Origin of the sequence: Pedobacter mendelii, from assembly GCF_014635725.1 — a bacterium.
Taxonomy (GTDB): domain Bacteria; phylum Bacteroidota; class Bacteroidia; order Sphingobacteriales; family Sphingobacteriaceae; genus Pedobacter; species Pedobacter mendelii.
The window spans coordinates 179,203-198,074 of record NZ_BMDJ01000002.1 but is presented as its reverse complement, the minus strand read 5'-3'; the positions used below and the strand labels follow the sequence as shown (position 1 = coordinate 198,074).

Below are 18,872 nucleotides of genomic sequence, written 5' to 3'. Positions count from 1 at the left end.
AAATTATTTATGAAAAAATATATATTCCTTTTCGCATTTACCATCTTATCGAAGATGCTCTTTGCACAAAATGTTAATATACAAGGACAGGTTACTGATAACGATGGCGGAATACCTGGAGCAAGTATCTTAGAAAAAGATGTGCCTGGAAACGGAGCGTCTACAGGAGTGGATGGTAGATTTACCATCACAATGCGTGGACAAAGCAAAATTTTAATCGTTAAAGCCTTGGGATTTCTTACAAAAGAGGTCAATGTTGGTCAAGCAACAAAAATCACCATAACGCTGGAAGCAGACGTAAAAGGTTTGGATGAAGTGGTGGTTATCGGCTATGGAACTACGAAGAAAGCAACACTTACCGGAGCAATCAGTTCCGTATCTGGTGCAGACATTAGGAGAAATCCATCAGCCAGTTTGCAAAACACATTGGCGGGCCGTTTACCAGGTTTTAGCTCACAGCAAACCAGTGGACAGCCTGGTTCTGATGGCGCAACATTCTTTATTCGCGGTACGGGATCTTATACAGGCTCAAATCAGCCACTCATTATCGTGGATGATATTGAGTTTACGTATGCACAGTTTGCACGTTTAGATGCCAATGAAATTGAGAGCGTAAGTATTTTAAAAGATGCTTCTACAACAGCAGTTTATGGCATAAAAGGCGCCAATGGTGTAGTTTTAGTAACCACACGTCGTGGTGTTGTTGGGCCGCCTGCCATCACTTTTCGTAGCGAATATGCTATATCTCAACCAACAAGGTTGCCTAAGTTTTTAAATTCTTATGAATCGGCTCTATTATACAATCAAGCATTAATCAATGATGGAGCATCACCAACAGCACCAGGAAATAAATTTTTCAGTGCTTCAGATCTTGAGCATTACCGTACCGGTGACGATCCTTATGGGTTTCCTGATGTAAATTGGAAAAAAGTATTGTTTCGTGATTATAGTTACCAGTTGCGTACCAACTTTGATATTAGTGGTGGTAACGATGTGATTAAGTACTTTGCATCTTTAGGCATGGTTAATCAAAATGGTATTCTCAATGATTTTGGTAAAGATGAAGACATTAACAATAATTTCTACTACAAGAGGTATAATTATCGTTCAAACTTAGACATCAAGGCTACAAAAACACTAAATGTTAAAATAGATTTGTTTGGTAATATCGGTGAAAGAAACAATCCGGTTATTCCGAACATCAATGGTATAACAAACGTTTTCTACTTTTATAACAGTTACTTAACCTTATCGCCTCTTGCTTATCCAATTTATAATCCAGATGGAAGTTATGGCTATAGTAATAGGCAACCAGACAGATACAGTTCTCCAAACCTGGTACAGGCGTTAAGTTTAGGTGGTTACAGCAGGGATTTCGAAAATAACATGAATGTAAATGCTTCGGCGACGCAACGTCTGGATTTTTTGACGAAAGGCCTATCCATTAGAGGTGCAATTGCTTACGGAAGCACCTATACGTATACGAGAGGCTTATCTAGAGGAACATTTCCGTCTTTCATATACAATTCAACAACAGGGACATATACACCTAGAGATGCCAATGTTTTCAGAGTTGGGCCCTATACGCTAAACTATAGTCCTGGTGCAACTACAAGAACTATTAACCCCCAAGCTTCACTAAATTACGACCGTACTTTTGGTTCACACCACTTTACCGGTTTGGCGTTATACAATAATCGTAGCTTTTTTGGGTTGAGGGACCCAAATAATACCAATAGAATATTGAACTTTATTCCGGTACCAACCAGTGGATTTTCTGGACGTATTGGGTATGATTATAAAGGGAAATATTTAGCGGATTTTAACGTCGGGTATAATAAATCGGAAGTTTTTGCAGATGGAAAGAAATACGGGTTTTTTCCCGCAGGTTCAGTTGGATATAACATATCAGAAGAGCAGTTTTTTAAAGATCATGTGAAATTTGTTGATCGATTAAAACTTAGAGCATCCTATGGTTTAGTAGGTACTGATGATATAGGAAATTTTGCATACGCTTATTTACAAACGTACAATAATAGCGGAAGTGCTTCCTTCGGTAACTCACATAATGCCTATACATCGATTTATGAGGGACGTTTAGCTAATGGGGATGTAACTTGGGAAAAGGTTAAAAAGCTAAATTTGGGTGCTGATATCAGTCTTTTCAAAGGTCGTATTACAGGTAGTGTAGACGTTTTTAACGAAGATAGATTCGATATCCTTACCAATAGAGGAACCGTATCATTTGTATTTGGTCAGTCGCTTCCACCTGTTAATTTAGGTAAAACTAATAATAAAGGTTATGAAGTAGAAATGGCATACAACGATAAAGTTGGAAAAGACTTCACTTACAGAGTAGGCGGAAATGTTTCCGTTGCAAAAAATAAGATTACTTTCCAAGATGAGGCATTGCCGCTTTTTCCATATCAAAAATATACAGGTAATGCAATTAACACCCCAAAGCAATATACTTTTCTAGGGTTTTACAAAGATGCTACTGATGTAACTAGTAGTGCTAAACCACTCAATGGCGCTAAACCCGGAGATATTAAATACGCAGATTTAAATGGCGATGGTGCCATAACAGATGCCGACCAATCTTATTTCGATTACTCTAATACCCCAAATACAATACTTGGAATAAATTTAAGTGCAAATTACAAAACCCTAAGTTTAAATGTACTTTTTCAGGGGGCATTGAATTTTAACGTGGCGGGAGTTCGTGAATCAATCCAGGCATTTGGATCAAACCTTCAGGCAATTCACCAACAAAGCTGGACACCAGAACTTGGCGATAATGCGAAATATCCAATTCTATCAACCTCACCAAACTCCATTTCAATCCCAACTTCACCATCCAATTTTTGGAATGTTAGAGGCGACTATGTAAGGTTAAAGTCTGTTGAGTTAAGCTACGGAATTCCGCAAGCTTGGGTAAATAAAGTTCACTTAAAAGGGGCTAGAATTTACGTAAATGGAACTAATTTAATTACCTGGACAAAACTTGGTTCATTGTACGAATATGATCCAGAAATATCGAATAATAATTCCAACACCAATTATCCGCCAGAAAGGCTCTATAATTTAGGTTTATCTGTAACTTTTTAAGCAATAGACAATGAAAAAATATTTTTTAATCATCCTCGCTTTAATAGGGTTATTCTCCTGTAAAAAAGCAACGAGTTATCTTGATCAAGCAAATGCAGGACAAGACGCAACTGTAGTATTCAGCGACAGTGTGAGAACATTAGGGTTCTTAAATGGAATTTATGCAGGCCGCGGATTTTCTTTTAACAAAGGTCGTTGGGATAGTCATGGAAATTTAGATGAAGCGACTGATGATGGAGAGTATCGGTATAGTGGCGCGGGCCAACAAGCTGTGATCATCTATTCGGGTAACGTTAGTCCGTTAAATATTGTTAAGGGAACCAGTACCGATATGTATGTTCAGCCTTATCTGGAAATCCGTGCAGTAAATTTATTGTTATCTAAACTATCAACAACACCACTTCATCCCTCAACACAAAGGCTAGTTGCCGCTGAAGCCAGATTTCTAAGGGCATGGTATTATCATTATTTAATTAGAACATTTGGTGGCATAGCTTTAATAGGGGATAAAGTTTATGATAAAGACGATATTATTGATATTCCTAGAAATACTTGGAAGGAATGTGTTGACTACATCGTTAGCGAATGTGATGCAACTGCAGCAATATTACCTTTAGATCAATTGGATCAAGATTATGGTCGAATTACCAAAGGAATGTGCCTCGCATTAAAATCGAGGGTTCTTTTAACCGCTGCAAGTCCGTTATTTAATGGTGGTGGTATTGTAAAAACCGGAGCAATCGCTTCTATAATTGCTTATCCAACTTTCGATGCTACACGTTGGACAGCTGCAGCCAACGCAGCAAAAGCGGTAATTGATATGAACAAATATAATTTGGTAATTGATAATACAACTGCTCCAGGTTTTGGGTTCTATAAATCTTTTCTTGCAAGAAAAAATGAAGAATTGATATTTACATTAACCCAAGCACCCAACAAAGATTTCGAAGGGCATTTTGGGCCGCCATCTCGCTCTGGAGGTTTTAATACACAGCCTACGCAAAATATTGTAGATGCATTTGACATGAGAAACGGGAAACAGATTACCGATCCAACTTCCGGATATAATCCAGCTAATCCATACATCAATCGTGATCCAAGGTTTGCATATACGATTATCTATAATGGCTCTTTGTATGCAAATAATGCAGGCGCACAAACTCCAGTTTTTACTTATTCGAATGCTCCAGGTGATGGAACTGGAATTGGTACAAATACAGGTTATTACGGAAGAAAAATGTGTGATGTAAATGTTGCATTCGGAGGCTCAGCTAACGTAGATAGAGGTTATCCGTTGATCAGATATGGTGAAATTATATTAAACTATGCAGAAGCGTTGAATGAAATGGGACAAATTACAGAAGCAACGACTTATCTTCTTAAACTAAGAGATCGTGCTGGTATTTTGCCAGGAACTGACGCTCGTTATGGAATTAAATCGGGCATTACTCAAGATGAACTTCGTTTAGTTATTCAAAAAGAACGCCGTACTGAAATGGCTTTCGAAGACATGAGGTTCTTTGATGAACGTCGTTGGAAAATTGCAGAGGTAACTGAAAATCAATTCAATAAAATAATGTTGATTTCACCTAAAACTGGAACTACTTCAACATCTACCGATCCAACTACTTATAATTATGCAATAGGTAATTCAATTCGTAGACATAATTTCCGGCCAGCAAATTATTTAATGCCTATTCCACAAAGTGAGATTTTAAAACTGCCTTCTTATTTACAAAACCCCGGTTATTAATAATATATTGGTTAGTTTTTCGGGTCGTCTTCGGATGGCCCGATTATTAATTTAAACACAATTGCTATCTTACAGTCTTAATTCAAAAAATATATATTTAAGTGTTATGTACAATCGTTTATCTCTTTTCGTTGGTCTTATTTTCATTAGTTGCTTAGCAAGTAATCAGGTTTTTGCGCAAGAATCCTATCAGGATTTTACACCGGGTAAAATCTGGAAAGATAATAATGGTATTCACATTAACGCTCATGGAGGTGGTATTGTTTATAGTAAAGGCGTTTATTATTGGTTTGGGGAGCATAAAATAGAAGGCGAAAAGGGAAATACAGCACAATTAGGTGTGCATTGTTATTCATCAAAAGATTTATACAACTGGAAAGATGAAGGGATTGCACTTTCAGTTTCTGAAGATTTAAAAAGTGATATTGCAAAGGGCTGCATTTTAGAACGTCCGAAAGTAGTTTACAATAAAAAAACCAAAAAATTTGTGATGTGGTTCCATCTTGAACTTTTGGGTAAAGGTTATGCAGCAGCCCGTACAGGTGTAGCCACCGCCGATAAAGCAACCGGGCCTTATACATTTATTAAAAGTTATCGTCCAAATCCAGGTATATTGCCTTTTTATGCTTCCGGAACACCTGAAAATGAAAAAGTAAACTGCGAAAGACCTGCAAATAAAAGTGACGGCTTCTTCTGTCGCGATTTACCTGGTGGACAAATGGCCAGAGACATGACGATTTTTGTTGACGATGATGGTAAAGCTTATCATATATTTTCTTCGGAAGAAAATTTCACATTACACCTTGCAGAATTAACACCAGATTACTTAGGCCACACAGGAAAGTTCATCAGGATTTACGTTGGGCAGCAAACCGAAGCACCAGCTTTATTTAAAAAAGATGGAATTTATTATATGATTGGTTCTGGATGTACAGGTTGGGCACCAAACCCAGCAAGGTGGTTTAAAGCAAAATCTATTTTTGGTCCATGGGAATATATGGGTAATCCATGTGTTGGTTCTGGTGCCGATAAAACCTTCGGCGGCCAAAGTACTTACGTACTTCCGGCCCCAGGAAAAAAGAATGCATTTATTTTTATGGCCGATAAATGGGAACCTAAAAATGCAATTGATGGTCGTTATTTATGGCTTCCAATTCAATTTGTAGATAATAAATTAAAAATCGAGTGGTCAGATAAATGGAATCTGAATTTCTTTAAATAAGAAAATAAAAATTAAAAAGGGACAAAGTTTATCTGCGTAATAAATATGCATTAGTAGATTCTTTTGTCGAAAAAAAGCCTTTAATCATCTACCCAAAATTAAAAATGAAAAAAAATCTAATACTCATAATTTGCTTTTGCTTTGCATTAAATGGTTTTAGTCAGCAAATTAAGCATACTTTCGAACTTGGTAAAAACAACTTTCTACTAGATGGAAAGCCATTTCAAATTATCTCCGGAGAAATTCATTATCCACGTGTACCAAAAGAAGCCTGGCGAGACCGTATGAAAATGGCTAAAGCCATGGGTTTAAATACCATTGGTACTTATGTTTTTTGGAATTTGCACGAGCCTCAAAAGGGCAAATTCGATTTTTCTGGAAATAACAACATTGCAGAATTCGTGAAAATTGCTAAAGAAGAGGGGCTATGGGTGATTTTAAGACCAAGCCCTTATGTGTGCGCCGAGTGGGAATTTGGTGGCTACCCATATTGGTTACAAACAGAAAAAGGTTTGGTGGTTCGCAGTAAAGAATCGCAATACCTTGAAGAATACAAAAAATACATTAATGAAGTTGGTAAGCAGTTGGCACCACTTCAAGTAAACCACGGCGGTAATGTACTTATGGTTCAGGTAGAAAATGAGTATGGTTCTTATGCAGCTGATAAAGAATATTTAGATATTAACCGAAAAATGTTCATTGCCGCGGGTTTTGATGGGTTATTATACACTTGCGACCCTGAAGCTGATATTAAAGGTGGCTATTTATCTGGCTTATTACCCGCAATAAATGGTCAGGATAATCCTGAAAGGGTTAAAAGCATGATTAATAAATATCACGATGGAAAAGGCCCTTATTTTATCGCAGAATGGTATCCGGCTTGGTTCGATTGGTGGGGAACACCACATCATACGGTTCCGGCAGAAAAATATACTGGTAAATTAGATTCTGTTCTAGCTGCGGGTATTTCTATCAATATGTATATGTTCCACGGTGGCACAACGAGAGCATTTATGAATGGTGCAAATTATAAAGATACTTCGCCTTATGAACCTCAAATAAGCAGTTACGATTACGATGCGCCATTAAATGAAGCTGGAAACTCAACTGAAAAATTTAGACAATTTAGGGAAGTAATTGGGAAATACCTTCCAAAAGGTAAAAGCTTGCCACCAATTCCAGCGGATAAACCAGCTATTGCGGTAAAACCATTTAAGCTAACTAATAAAATCAATTTATTTAATGCTTTACCAACTGCGGTTAAAAATGAAACCCCATTAACTTTTGAAGATTTAAAACAAGATTATGGATATGTGTTGTACCGAACTAAAATAGCAGGAGGAAGGAAAGGTTTGCTTCAGGTTAAGCAGTTAAGAGATTACGCTTTGGTGTTTATTAATCAAAAAAGAGTTGGCGTTCTAGATAGAAGAACACTTTTAGATAGCCTGGAATTACAATTACCCGAAGGAGAAGTTCAGCTTGATATTTTTGTAGAGAATATGGGTAGAATTAACTTTGGTAAATATCTGCTGGAAAACAAAAAAGGAATAACAGAAAAGGTTTTATTTCGGGGTGAAGAATTAAAAAACTGGGAAATGTTTAGTTTTCCATTTAATGATATTTCTGCCGTTACCTCAAAGGTTTCACCTTTACAGAAAACAGTAGATGGTCCGGTTGTTCAAAGTGGCACCTTTAATATTTCAAAAGTTGGCGATACCTATTTAAACATGACAAATTGGGGTAAAGGTGTTGTTTGGGTTAACGGGCGCAATTTAGGTAAATATTGGGGCATTGGTCCGCAACAAACACTTTACCTTCCTAAAGAATGGTTAAAAGTAGGCAAGAACGAAATTTCTGTTTTAGAATTATTAAAACCTCAGCAAGATATTTTAGAAGCAATTGCCACTCCAATTTTAAATAAGTTATCGAATTAATCGATTCCAAATGAAAAGTAATATATTTCTTCTATTTATTTTTTTTACTTTACTAATTGCAAATTCATTAAACGCCCGGCAATTCGAAAAAAAATATTCGAAAGAAGGTTATAAACTGGTTTGGTCTGATGAATTTAAAAAAGATGGGTTTCCTGATGCTTCAAACTGGACTTATGAAAAAGGTTTTGTTCGAAATGAAGAGTTGCAATGGTATCAGCCTGAAAATGCTTTCTGTAAAAATGGTTTCCTTATTATTGAAGCCCGAAAAGAGCAAAAACCTAATCCATTGTTTGAAGAAGGTAGCAACAACTGGCGTAAAAAACCGAATAACATAGAATATACATCTGCTTGTTTAATAACCAAAGATTTGCGAAGTTTTCAATATGGGAGGTTTGAAATGCGTGGTCGTATTGATATTTCGGATGGACTTTGGCCCGCTTTCTGGACACTTGGCGAAAAAGGCAATTGGCCCGCAAATGGTGAAATTGATATTATGGAATATTATCGTGGAAAATTACTGGCTAATATCGCTTCGCTTGGCACCAGTAAAAAACCAAAGTGGTTTAGCAATACGAAATCAACAGAAGAACTTGGGGGTAAGAAATGGGCTGCAAAGTTCCATATTTGGAGAATGGATTGGGATAGCGAAGCCATAAGTTTATATGTTGATGGTTTACTTCTAAATAAAACGACTTTGAAACAATTGAAAAATGATGATGGTACGGGTATCAATCCTTTTATGCAAAAACATTACATACTTTTAGATTTAGCGATGGGTGGTTTAAATGGTGGCGATTTAAAGGATACTAAATTTCCGAACCGGATGGAAGTAGACTACGTTAGGGTTTATCAAAAATAATTTAAATAAGCATGGTAAGGATAGCATTTAAAATGAAATTGTTTTCAGGTTACGAAAAGGAATACATAAAAAGGCATGATAAAATCTGGCCAGAATTAGTTGAATTACTAAGCGATACAGGAATAATGGACTATTCAATCTTTTATGATGAAACAACCAACGATTTATTTGCTGTTTTAAAGATGGCAAACCCTAAACTTATGGATAATTTACCGGCTCAACCCATTATGCAAAAGTGGTGGGCATTTATGGGCGATATTATGGAAAGCAATTCGGATAATTCACCAATTTCGATTCCACTAAAGGAAGTATTTTATTTACCTTAACTTGCAGTTTGTATTATTTTAATATTTTAGAATATGAAATACGCTATTTTATTACTCCTGCTGATCGGTAAAATTACATACGCTCAAAATCTTCAGGATTATAAAATAAATCCTATACAATTTAATAAAGTAAAACTGGCAGATAAATTTTGGCTTCCCCGAATTGAGACCAATAAAAATGTAACCATTCCTACTTCCTTTGCCCGTTGCGAAAATACTGGGAGAATTAAAAATTTTGAAATGGCTGCTGCTAAAAAAGGTAAGTTTTGCACAACTTATGTTTTTGATGATACCGATATTTATAAAACCATTGAAGGGGCATCATATTCATTGGCCGTTTATCCAGATGCTAAGTTAGATAATTACATAGATTCTTTAATTGTTGTCATTGCCAATGCTCAGGAGCCAGATGGTTATCTTTATACTGCCCGAACCATTAATCCTGAAAATCCACCTTCATGGTCAGGGAAAGAAAGATGGATTAATGAAGCGAACATGAGCCACGAATTATATAATGCTGGCCATTTGATAGAGGCTGCTGTAGCACATTATCAATCTACCGGGAAAAAGAATTTTCTAAATATTGCCATTAAAAATGCTAATCTGTTGGTAGCAACATTTGGAGAAAATAAGCGAAGTGTAGCACCTGGGCATGAAATTGTTGAGATGGCATTGGTAAGATTATATAGAATAACAGCTAATGAAAGTTATTTAAAACTGGCGAAATTCTTTATTGACCAGCGTGGAAAAAAGAAATATGATATTCAGGATAATAATCCTTGGAAAAATGGAAAATATTGGCAGGATAACGAAACTGTTATTGAACAAAATGAAGCTGTAGGACATGCGGTTAGAGCAATGTATTTGTATTCAGGAATGGCAGATGTGGCAGCATTAACAGGAGATCCAGGATATATAAAAGCCATCGACAAAATTTGGGATAATATGTGCAGTAAAAAAATGTACGTACAAGGTGGAATAGGTGCTGTGCCTGATGGAGAGCGCTTTGGGAATGATTATGAATTACCAAATGCAACAGCTTACAATGAAACTTGCGCAGCAGTTGGAAATGTGTACTGGAACCAGCGTATGTTTTTACTCCATGGCGATTCTAAATATATTGATGTGTTAGAGAAAATATTATATAATGCTTTACTTTCTGGTGTTGGTTTAGATGGGAAATCGTTTTTCTACACTAATGCTATGCAAATTATTGATGGTGTTAGCCATAAAGATGCAGAAGCAACAAGATCGGGTTGGTTTGAATGTTCATGCTGCCCTACCAACATCTCAAGATTTTTGCCTTCTCTGCCCGGGTATATTTATGCGCAGATGAATGATCAGATTTATATAAACCTATTTGTAGCGAGCATTACAGAATTAGAAATCAACAAAGAAAAAATTAAGATCACTCAAAATAATAACTATCCTTGGGATGGAAACTTAAATATAGCTGTCGATCCGGAACGTACGCTAAAGTTTAGCCTTAACTTGCGCTTACCCGGCTGGGTAAGAAATGAAGCAATACCGTCTGATTTATATAAATATGAAGAAAGTGGTAAGACGGGTTTTAAAGTAATGGTTAATGGCATAAATGTCAATTATCATGTAAAAAAGGGTTACGTAGTAATTAATCGCCAATGGAAAAAGGGAGATGCCGTAAAATTTGTACTGCCTATGCAATTAAAAAAAATTATTGCTAAAAAAAATCTTGTAGAGAACCAAGGAAAGATAAGCTTACAACGTGGGCCGATAATTTTTTGTGGCGAATCTGTTGACAATGTGGCAGCAATATCATCCATAAGGATTCCATCAACAGCTCAGTTTACAGGAGATTTTCATTCTGAAATTTTGAATGGAGTTATCAAACTTAAAGCGCCTGTTATCAGCCTCAAAGCTAATGGTGCTGAAAATAGAGTCCAACTTACTGTTATTCCATATTATGCATGGGCAAACCGAGGAAAAGGAGAGATGAGCGTGTGGTTTCCGGAAATGACAAAATAAAAATTAATTTTTGGTTAATAACTCAAAAATTGAAATTCTATCACGTCTTTGGCAAAAATAGCCATTGTTTGAATATCGTAAGCAATTCTTTGATTTGCGTAATATTTATTTAACAATTGGCTGTTATTTTTGTTGAAGTATAGTAAATTAAAATTATTATGATAACAACAAAAGGATATGCGGCACAAACTGCCGAAACAGACCTGGCACCTTGGAACTTTGAACGTAGAGAAGTAGGACCACATGATGTACAGTTCGAAATACTTTTCTGTGGCGTTTGCCACTCTGATCTTCATCAGATTAAAAATGATTGGTTCCCTGGTATTTTTCCAATGGTTCCAGGTCATGAAATTGTTGGTCGCGTGGTTAAAGTTGGCGACCATGTTAAGAAATTTAAAGTTGGCGATCTTGCTGGTACAGGTTGTATGGTAGATTCTTGCCAAGTGTGCGAAAATTGTAAGCAGGATTTAGAGCAATATTGTTTAGAAGGAAATACCCAAACTTATAATGGTTTAGAAAGGGATGGTAAAACGCCTACCTATGGTGGATACTCAGATAGTATTGTTGTTAGAGAAGAATTTGTTCTCAACATTTCTGATAAATTAGATTTGGCAGCTGTTGCTCCACTTCTATGTGCAGGAATTACAACATATTCGCCATTACGTCATTGGAAGGTAGGAAAAGGCCATAAATTAGCAGTATTAGGATTAGGCGGCTTAGGGCATATGGCTGTTAAATTTGGAGTTGCATTTGGTGCAGAAGTAACCGTATTGAGTACTTCGCCTAAGAAAGAAGAAGATTCAAAAAAACTCGGTGCTCACCATTTTGTTGTAACAACTGATCCAGCACAAATAAAAGCAGCAAAAGGAACATTCGATTTTATTTTGGATACTGTTTCTGCAGAGCATGATTTCAATATGTACCTTTCTTTACTTAGAACCAACGGAACGCATATTTGTGTAGGTGTACCACCAAAACCTGCAGAAATTGCTGCATTTAGTCTACTTGGTGGAAGAAAAAGTTTGGCTGGTTCTGGTATTGGCGGAATTAAAGAAACTCAAGAGATGCTGGATTTCTGTGCAGATAATAATATCGTTTCAGAAATTGAGATGATTGATATGAAAGATATTCACAATGCATACGATCGCATGCAAAAAGGTGATGTCCGTTATAGATTCGTGATTGATATGGCAACTTTATAAAATTTTCTCGAATATCAATAAAAAATGGCTGCTAAAAACATGTTTTAGTGGCCATTTTTTTTAGCTTATTATTTAAAAAAAATATGATAGGATGGAATAATTTGAATAAAAATATTCTTAGGGGAGAACCAACACTTAATTTAATCCGTAAGTACAATTATAAACTATAAAGAGATGTTAAATACAACAATTGCCGCCCTTCTTGGAGGCCCTGAAATGATTTTAGTAGCCTTAGCTGTGCTTTTACTTTTTGGTGGAAAGAAAATCCCTGAATTGATGAAAGGACTTGGAAAAGGAATAAAAGAATTTAAAAACGGTCAGGATGGTTCTGATGAACCAGAAGTTCAAAAAGAAGCAAAACCTGTATCAACACTGTAAAAAAGGTTTCTTTTTATATTAAACCGATTCTCGAATATTATTTTTTGTGGATTCGACCAATATTTTAATTTTGGTATTTTATATAAATGATACTATAAAATATATTCTTAATTAGCTATTAATCGGCGAAGTAACTATTAATTTTTTACTACGCCCGATTTTTACTCATCTATTTTTTAATGTGTTTTAAGTTAGACAAAACATAGTTAATCTATCTAAATATTTACTTTCTGTGCCTCCATCTAAAAACGTTTAGCTACTGATGAACAACTCTCAAAGTTGCAATGGTAAATCCAAATACAATATAGCTAAGTTTCGAGGTATTTAATTCATTTTTTTCTTTTTAGATAGATTTTAAGTTAGTAATAAATTTTTTATAATCTGTTGATTAACTTATATTTATACTAATTCTGATGCTGTTTTCAGAATTTTAATCATCCCTGATTAATTGCTCATGAAAAGAATAATAGTCTGTTGCGATGGGACATGGAACAGTCCTGGCGATACCGAAGACGGAGAACCTATAAAAACTAATGTGCAGAAACTTTTTGAAAGTGTTTGCAATGTTGATGAAAAAGGTGTTATCCAAATCAAACATTATATAGAAGGTGTTGGCACATCAGGCAGTAGATTCCGGCAAATTCTGGATGGTGCAACCGGACGAGGTTTGGATCATAATATTTTAAGTGCCTACAAATTTCTGGTTTGGAATTATATAAAAGGTGATGAAATCTACTTATTTGGTTTTAGCCGTGGTGCATATACGGCACGGAGTGTTGCTGGCCTTATTCGAAACTGTGGAATAATCAGAAATGATGATTTGGGTTTAATTAATGAAGCATACCATCATTATAGAAATCGAAAAGATCCAGGTTGGGCTCCAAACGGTAAAAATGCTACAGATTTTCGTAAAAAATATAGTACTGAAAGTATAATTAAGTTTATAGGTGTTTGGGATACTGTTGGTTCATTAGGCATTCCTTTAAGTATTTTCAGAATTTTTAATAGTAATAAGTATAAATTTCATGATACAACATTAAGCAGTTTTGTTGATTATGCCTATCATGGATTAGCTATTGATGAACGCCGCAAAAGTTTTAAGCCCACATTATGGAATGAAAGCCGATACGCGTCTTCTAGAAAAGTGCCGCAGATTATGGAGCAGCGCTGGTTTACCGGTGTGCATTCGAGCGTTGGTGGTGGCTATCCCGATGCAAGGTTAAGTGATATTGCTTTGAGTTGGATGCTGGAAAAAGCTATGGATACAGATTTGGGAATTGATAAAAAGTATGTTTCAGACTATTTAAGTCAAAGTATTGATGGAAAAATATATAATTCATTTGTATTTCCTTTCAACTGCTTCGGGCCATTAAAGCGAATAATCAGCTCACGAAATGAATATAACGCCTCAATTGACCCAACAGCAATCAAACGGTGGAATAGAGATGAAAGATATCGACCTGAAAATCTTCGTCACGTAGTAGAGCAAATAGAAAAAACAGGTAAATGGCCAAAATAACTTTAAAATGAAAAGAATCTGTGTATTGGCAAAATTCGAAGATAAATTAATTTATAACACAGTCTCTTTTCCTTTTGAGTTAAACTTTCTAACTTATAATACTCTGATTTTAATATTTCTCCATTGGCTTGAACCAGGATGCTCTTGTAAAGCAATTTTGCCTTTAGCAACTTTAGCAAAATTAGCGAAAGCTTTATCTTTAAACTTGCTGTTTTCCACTAATTTATTCCATTCCTCGGTACCAATTTGCCCGTCAAAAGTTTTTATTCCGTTAAGGTAAAAAGTTAAATGTCCTTTGTTTTGGATTAACCTAACCATGTTCCATTCGCCAACAGGTTTTGGCTTAGAAATGGTTGCATCTCCAGACATATCATATAAGCAACCTGCAAGGTGATTTTCTTTTTTATTATCAGCAGCATCAACATTATCTAAAACCTGCATTTCAGGTCCTGTTAAATAAGTAGCACGATATTGCGGATCTTCCTGAATGTCGAAAATAATACCACTATTTCCACCTTTTGATATTTTCCACTCCAGGTTTAGTTCATAGTTTTCATAAACCTCATTTGTAACAATATCACCGCCACCATTTTTTGGTTTAGTTGGATCAAAAACAATTGCTCCATCCTGAACAGTCCATTTTGAGCCAACAGTATCTCTTAAATAAGTATGCCATCCTTTGGTAGTTTTGCCATCAAATAATAGTTTCCAACCTTTTTTTAACTCCTTTTTGGTTAAAGTATTTGGCGTTTGCGCCATACTTACGCTGCAAAATATTACAAATACCGCAAAAATAATTAGTGTTCTTCTCATCCGTTTTTATTTTTTTGTTTCTAAAGTAATAAATAGTTTTTGAATTTATCACATTATGATAATTGCGTTGAAACTGTTACAAATCGATTTAGTAGTCATTTTTAGCCAATTAATGCAGAAGTCACTTTTTGATATATTAGTTTGTCATCAATAGGTTTGTTCATGTAGTCATTTGCTCCCAACATAAAAACTCTATCTTTTGTTTCTTTGGTTATATCTGCTGTGATAACAATAATTGGTATATTGATTTTATTATTGCCAATTTTATTATTTCTTATAGCCATTATCGCTTCATAACCATCCATAACAGGCATCTGCAAATCCATCAATATAAGGTCAAAATTTTTATTTTTCATCAATTCGAGACATTCTGCGCCATCGTTCGCTAAACTTACTACTGTATTTTTCCAATCTTCAAGTATCATCTGAATAATCATTTGATTCATCGGATTATCTTCAACAATTAATATTTCCTTTCCAAATAAATCATAATCGCTTTCAGAATATATGCTTAATGGCCTTTCCTTTTTGATTATTACTGGATAATTTATTGAAATTTCACAGATTGTACCCTCATTTAGCTTGCTTTTGATGTTGATTTTACCCTTATGTAAATCGACTAAAGATTTAACAATACTTAAACCGATCCCAAATCCCCCAAATTTACGTTTATTATCTAGGCTAGTTTGTGAAAACAAATCAAATATTGATTCTAATTTTTGTGTAGGAATTCCAACTCCTGTATCCGATATAATAATAGATAAATTAAGAGTATCATTCTCCAACGTAAATTTAATTTCGAAAGATATCTCACCATTTTGCGTAAATTTTATAGCATTACCTAAAACATTGTAAACAATTTGCTGCAGTCTTATCGGGTCGCCCAGCACTAAAGTATCCGAATCCAGAGATGTACGAAAATTAAATGATAAGCCTTTCTCTTCAATTTGTCTTTTCGATCCGAGTGCAAGTTTACTTAAGATTTCTAAAGGTTTAAACTCTGATTTTTCTAGTTCTATTTGTCCTTTTTCTATTTTTGAAAAATCAAGAATGTCATTTATAGAAGATATTAAACCATAAGAAGTATATTTGATTACTTCGCAGTTTGCTCTGAATTTTGAATCCTTACTTTCATTTTCCATTACACCAGCTAAACCCAAAATCACATTCAGAGGTGTTCGTAATTCATGGCTCATATTCGATAAAAAATAAGATTTTATATCATTCATTTCTTGCGATTTTTGAAGAGCAATGAATTGAAGTTCTTCTTCTTTTGTTTTAAGTAAACGAATTCTATTTGCCATAGAAAGTGACAACGCAATGATTTCCAAAGCTATACCTGGTTTTGTAATATTATCAATAGAAAAACGGTCATCAAAAACTCCAAAATTCATTAAAATGGCAAGGATGATGCAAAAGAATAGAATGGCAATTCCTGCAGTATAAAATAAATCAATAGATTGTTTTCTTTTTAAAATAAAAAAAATTGCCATTAAAATTAGCAACATGCCAACAAATGTGAGAATATTTACTATAGGGTAAGAATATTTTAAAAAATCTGGAATAATTATAATGCCTATCAATACTAAAGCTAAAAGGAAATACAATATTCTGAATAATCTATATGATGTGTAGTTTTTTACTTTGAGATCTAATATAATTTCACTGTATTTGCCAAAAAAATAGCAGCTAAGAATCGCAAAAATGATCACCGCATGTCTGTTTATCCAAGAGTTATCCTTACCAATATATTGATGATAAAAGCCATCTAAAGCAAATTGGCAAAGGCCAACGAAAATTACGTATATAGCATAGTAGAGAAAAGAACGCTCTTTTATTGCAAAATAAAAGAAGAAATAAGTAATTGCAATTATGGATAAGATGCCATAAAAAAAACCCATCACGAGTTGGTCTGTATATGTAGTTTTTAGTAATTGTTCCTGGCTAATTAACCGAAGAGGAAGATTGTTTTTCTCTCCATCATTTTTAATTTCTATGTAGGCAGTTTTGGTTTCACCTGGGTCAAGTTCAATTTTAAAAATAGTTTTTCGAGAAACAACTGTTCTCATATTAAAATCTAAATTGTCTCCGTTAAATTGCTTTTGTATTTTTCCGTTTTTATTAATCAGGTATAAATTCGTGTTATTAGTAACAGGTTCTGCGGTTTCTAAATAATATAATATTGGTGTAGATAGTTCGTTTTTTATAGCAAACGTTAGCCAATAATTATTGCTGGTAAAACCTAAGCTAGAAAGCTTGCCGCTCTGTTTCTTAAATTTTATCTTATTTTTGTTGGTAAGTATCTGTTGGATAGATAAGTTTTTAGTGCCTACATCTGCTAAAGAAGCATATTGAAGGATAGAAATTTCTTCTTGAAGTTTTTTTTGTTTAAAGATATATTGAGTTTTTGCTGAATAAAAGCAAAATAGAAATCCAGTTACAATGAGTAAAGTTTTCAAAAAGAGTAGGATTAACTTTGGTTATTTTAACTATTTATGTGGTGAGAGTATTTATAGTTTTCTATTTGAAATTTTTTACTAAATAACCTAAGTTCTAAACATTTTCTTTTTGCAGCAATGCAGGAATTGTTTTAAGAATTAATTTTATATCATTAACAAAACTTTGGTTTTTGGCATAAGTGTTATCAAGCATTAAGCGCTCCTCTTCGCTCATATCACCTTTACCGCGTTTCTCTACCTGCCATAAACCTGTAATTCCGGCGGGAGCAGCAAAACGTAATACATATTTATCAGTAGTTAACTTTTCTGCTTCGTATAAAGGAAGCGGTCTGTTACCAACGATACTCATATCGCCAATAATAACATTCCAAAGTTGTGGTAATTCATCAATACTGGTATTTCTTATAAAATTACCCACTTTGGTAATTCTTGGATCGTTTTTAATTTTAAAAAATGCAGAACCTGAGCTTGCCATTTTCGAATACTTAAAATCTTTTTCGCACCATTGAATATTATCTGCATAAAGTGGGTATTGGCATTTTCCTTCAGTAGCACATTGGCTGCAATGGCTTTCTTTTATCGTTTCTTTAACCTCTTTATTTCCGGCATCAATATCATATTGATTTAAATGTTTTAAATCTTTAATTCGCTGATCGGCATTAACAAACATTGATCTGAATTTGTAAAATTTAAATACCTTAAAACCTGTTCCTGCTCTTAATGAATAATAAAAAACAGGACCCTTTGATTCTAGCTTAATCAGAATATATATAATTAAAAACAGAGGAGAAAACATAAACAAAGCTATACCTGCAAAAAATACATCAAATGCCCGTTTGGCAAAACCAATATTTTTTAATTGCCGTACTTCAGATTTTATGTTATCTTTTAATTGATCCCAGTTATCGATTAAAAAATTTACTCTTTTTTCTATTCGTGTTGTTTTTAATGGAATTCGGAACACGTCAGAAACCCCAGAAGAAAGTGCAAGTTTTCTTAAGTTGGGATTAAAATAATTTACAACAAGAAAGAAAGGAACTAATGGGAGTTCTTTCTTTTTTAAGGTTTCTACAAGCGCCAGTCCTGCGGGTGCCATTATTTCACTGTAAGAAATTATAGCAACAATATTAAGATTTTGATCTGCCCATGCAGATGCCATCTTCATTCCATTTTCGAAATGAGCAACTTCTTTATTTCCGAAATTACAATCTGCAAACATATTTGAGAAAGTATTTTCAAAACCTACCAACGCAATTATTGGTGCACCATGAGTAGCATAAATTTTTTCACTCATA

General features: G+C 34.6%; 13 protein-coding genes. 10 read left to right on the top strand and 3 right to left on the bottom strand.

Features of this window, described 5'->3' with window-relative positions:
* Window positions 1-9: 9 nt before the first annotated feature.
* The 10 genes from IEV50_RS04335 (at window position 10) to IEV50_RS04290 (ending at window position 14,305) form a co-directional block, all read left to right on the top strand.
* On the top strand, window positions 10-3,108 hold the full coding sequence (locus IEV50_RS04335; protein WP_188412022.1) for a SusC/RagA family TonB-linked outer membrane protein: 3,099 nt from the start codon (window positions 10-12) through the stop codon (window positions 3,106-3,108).
* A 10-nt stretch (window positions 3,109-3,118) separates the two neighbouring features.
* Window positions 3,119-4,861: a RagB/SusD family nutrient uptake outer membrane protein gene (locus IEV50_RS04330; protein WP_188412021.1), complete on the top strand. Its 1,743-nt coding sequence runs from the start codon at window positions 3,119-3,121 to the stop codon at window positions 4,859-4,861.
* Between the two features lie 106 nt (window positions 4,862-4,967).
* Complete coding sequence (locus IEV50_RS04325; RefSeq protein WP_188412020.1) at window positions 4,968-6,083, top strand: glycoside hydrolase family 43 protein; 1,116 nt, start codon at window positions 4,968-4,970, stop codon at window positions 6,081-6,083.
* Window positions 6,084-6,187: 104 nt separating this feature from the next.
* Complete coding sequence (locus IEV50_RS04320; RefSeq protein WP_188412019.1) at window positions 6,188-8,017, top strand: glycoside hydrolase family 35 protein; 1,830 nt, start codon at window positions 6,188-6,190, stop codon at window positions 8,015-8,017.
* 10 nt (window positions 8,018-8,027) lie between these two features.
* Window positions 8,028-8,876, top strand: coding sequence for a glycoside hydrolase family 16 protein (locus IEV50_RS04315; protein WP_188412018.1), 849 nt, complete (start codon window positions 8,028-8,030; stop codon window positions 8,874-8,876).
* An 11-nt stretch (window positions 8,877-8,887) separates the two neighbouring features.
* Window positions 8,888-9,202, top strand: a complete 315-nt coding sequence (gene rhaM, locus IEV50_RS04310) for an L-rhamnose mutarotase (RefSeq protein ID WP_188412017.1) — start codon at window positions 8,888-8,890, stop codon at window positions 9,200-9,202.
* A gap of 33 nt (window positions 9,203-9,235) precedes the next feature.
* The gene (locus tag IEV50_RS04305) at window positions 9,236-11,206 is read left to right on the top strand and encodes a glycoside hydrolase family 127 protein (protein ID WP_188412016.1); all 1,971 of its coding nucleotides are present in this window, start codon (window positions 9,236-9,238) and stop codon (window positions 11,204-11,206) included.
* Window positions 11,207-11,364: 158 nt separating this feature from the next.
* Window positions 11,365-12,408: an NAD(P)-dependent alcohol dehydrogenase gene (locus IEV50_RS04300; protein ID WP_188412015.1), complete on the top strand. Its 1,044-nt coding sequence runs from the start codon at window positions 11,365-11,367 to the stop codon at window positions 12,406-12,408.
* Between the two features lie 174 nt (window positions 12,409-12,582).
* Window positions 12,583-12,786 (top strand): twin-arginine translocase TatA/TatE family subunit, encoded by a 204-nt coding sequence (gene tatA / locus IEV50_RS04295; protein ID WP_188412014.1) that lies wholly within the window; start codon window positions 12,583-12,585, stop codon window positions 12,784-12,786.
* A gap of 454 nt (window positions 12,787-13,240) precedes the next feature.
* Entirely contained in the window at window positions 13,241-14,305 is a 1,065-nt protein-coding gene (locus IEV50_RS04290) for a T6SS phospholipase effector Tle1-like catalytic domain-containing protein (protein ID WP_188412013.1), read from the top strand.
* Window positions 14,306-14,398: 93 nt separating this feature from the next.
* On the opposite strand, the gene IEV50_RS04285 is transcribed toward IEV50_RS04290, so the two are convergent.
* From IEV50_RS04285 to IEV50_RS19585, 3 genes are all read right to left on the bottom strand, one after another.
* On the bottom strand, window positions 14,399-15,118 hold the full coding sequence (locus IEV50_RS04285) for a 3-keto-disaccharide hydrolase (protein ID WP_188412012.1): 720 nt from the start codon (window positions 15,116-15,118) through the stop codon (window positions 14,399-14,401).
* A 101-nt stretch (window positions 15,119-15,219) separates the two neighbouring features.
* Window positions 15,220-17,577, bottom strand: coding sequence for a hybrid sensor histidine kinase/response regulator (locus IEV50_RS04280; RefSeq protein WP_188412011.1), 2,358 nt, complete (start codon window positions 17,575-17,577; stop codon window positions 15,220-15,222).
* A gap of 94 nt (window positions 17,578-17,671) precedes the next feature.
* Window positions 17,672-18,871, bottom strand: coding sequence for a sugar transferase (locus tag IEV50_RS19585; protein WP_188412010.1), 1,200 nt, complete (start codon window positions 18,869-18,871; stop codon window positions 17,672-17,674).
* Between the last annotated feature and the right edge of the window lies 1 nt (window position 18,872).

Bases quoted from the DNA above. Each gene is read 5' to 3' on its own strand.
- IEV50_RS04335 (WP_188412022.1), top strand. From the start codon at position 10: ATGAAAAAATATATATTCCTTTTCGCATTTACCATCTTATCGAAGATG.
- IEV50_RS04330 (WP_188412021.1), top strand. From the start codon at position 3,119: ATGAAAAAATATTTTTTAATCATCCTCGCTTTAATAGGGTTATTCTCC.
- IEV50_RS04325 (WP_188412020.1), top strand. From the start codon at position 4,968: ATGTACAATCGTTTATCTCTTTTCGTTGGTCTTATTTTCATTAGTTGC.
- IEV50_RS04320 (WP_188412019.1), top strand. From the start codon at position 6,188: ATGAAAAAAAATCTAATACTCATAATTTGCTTTTGCTTTGCATTAAAT.
- IEV50_RS04315 (WP_188412018.1), top strand. From the start codon at position 8,028: ATGAAAAGTAATATATTTCTTCTATTTATTTTTTTTACTTTACTAATT.
- rhaM (WP_188412017.1), top strand. From the start codon at position 8,888: ATGGTAAGGATAGCATTTAAAATGAAATTGTTTTCAGGTTACGAAAAG.
- IEV50_RS04305 (WP_188412016.1), top strand. From the start codon at position 9,236: ATGAAATACGCTATTTTATTACTCCTGCTGATCGGTAAAATTACATAC.
- IEV50_RS04300 (WP_188412015.1), top strand. From the start codon at position 11,365: ATGATAACAACAAAAGGATATGCGGCACAAACTGCCGAAACAGACCTG.
- tatA (WP_188412014.1), top strand. From the start codon at position 12,583: ATGTTAAATACAACAATTGCCGCCCTTCTTGGAGGCCCTGAAATGATT.
- IEV50_RS04290 (WP_188412013.1), top strand. From the start codon at position 13,241: ATGAAAAGAATAATAGTCTGTTGCGATGGGACATGGAACAGTCCTGGC.
- IEV50_RS04285 (WP_188412012.1), bottom strand. From the start codon at position 15,118: ATGAGAAGAACACTAATTATTTTTGCGGTATTTGTAATATTTTGCAGC.
- IEV50_RS19585 (WP_188412010.1), bottom strand. From the start codon at position 18,871: ATGAGTGAAAAAATTTATGCTACTCATGGTGCACCAATAATTGCGTTG.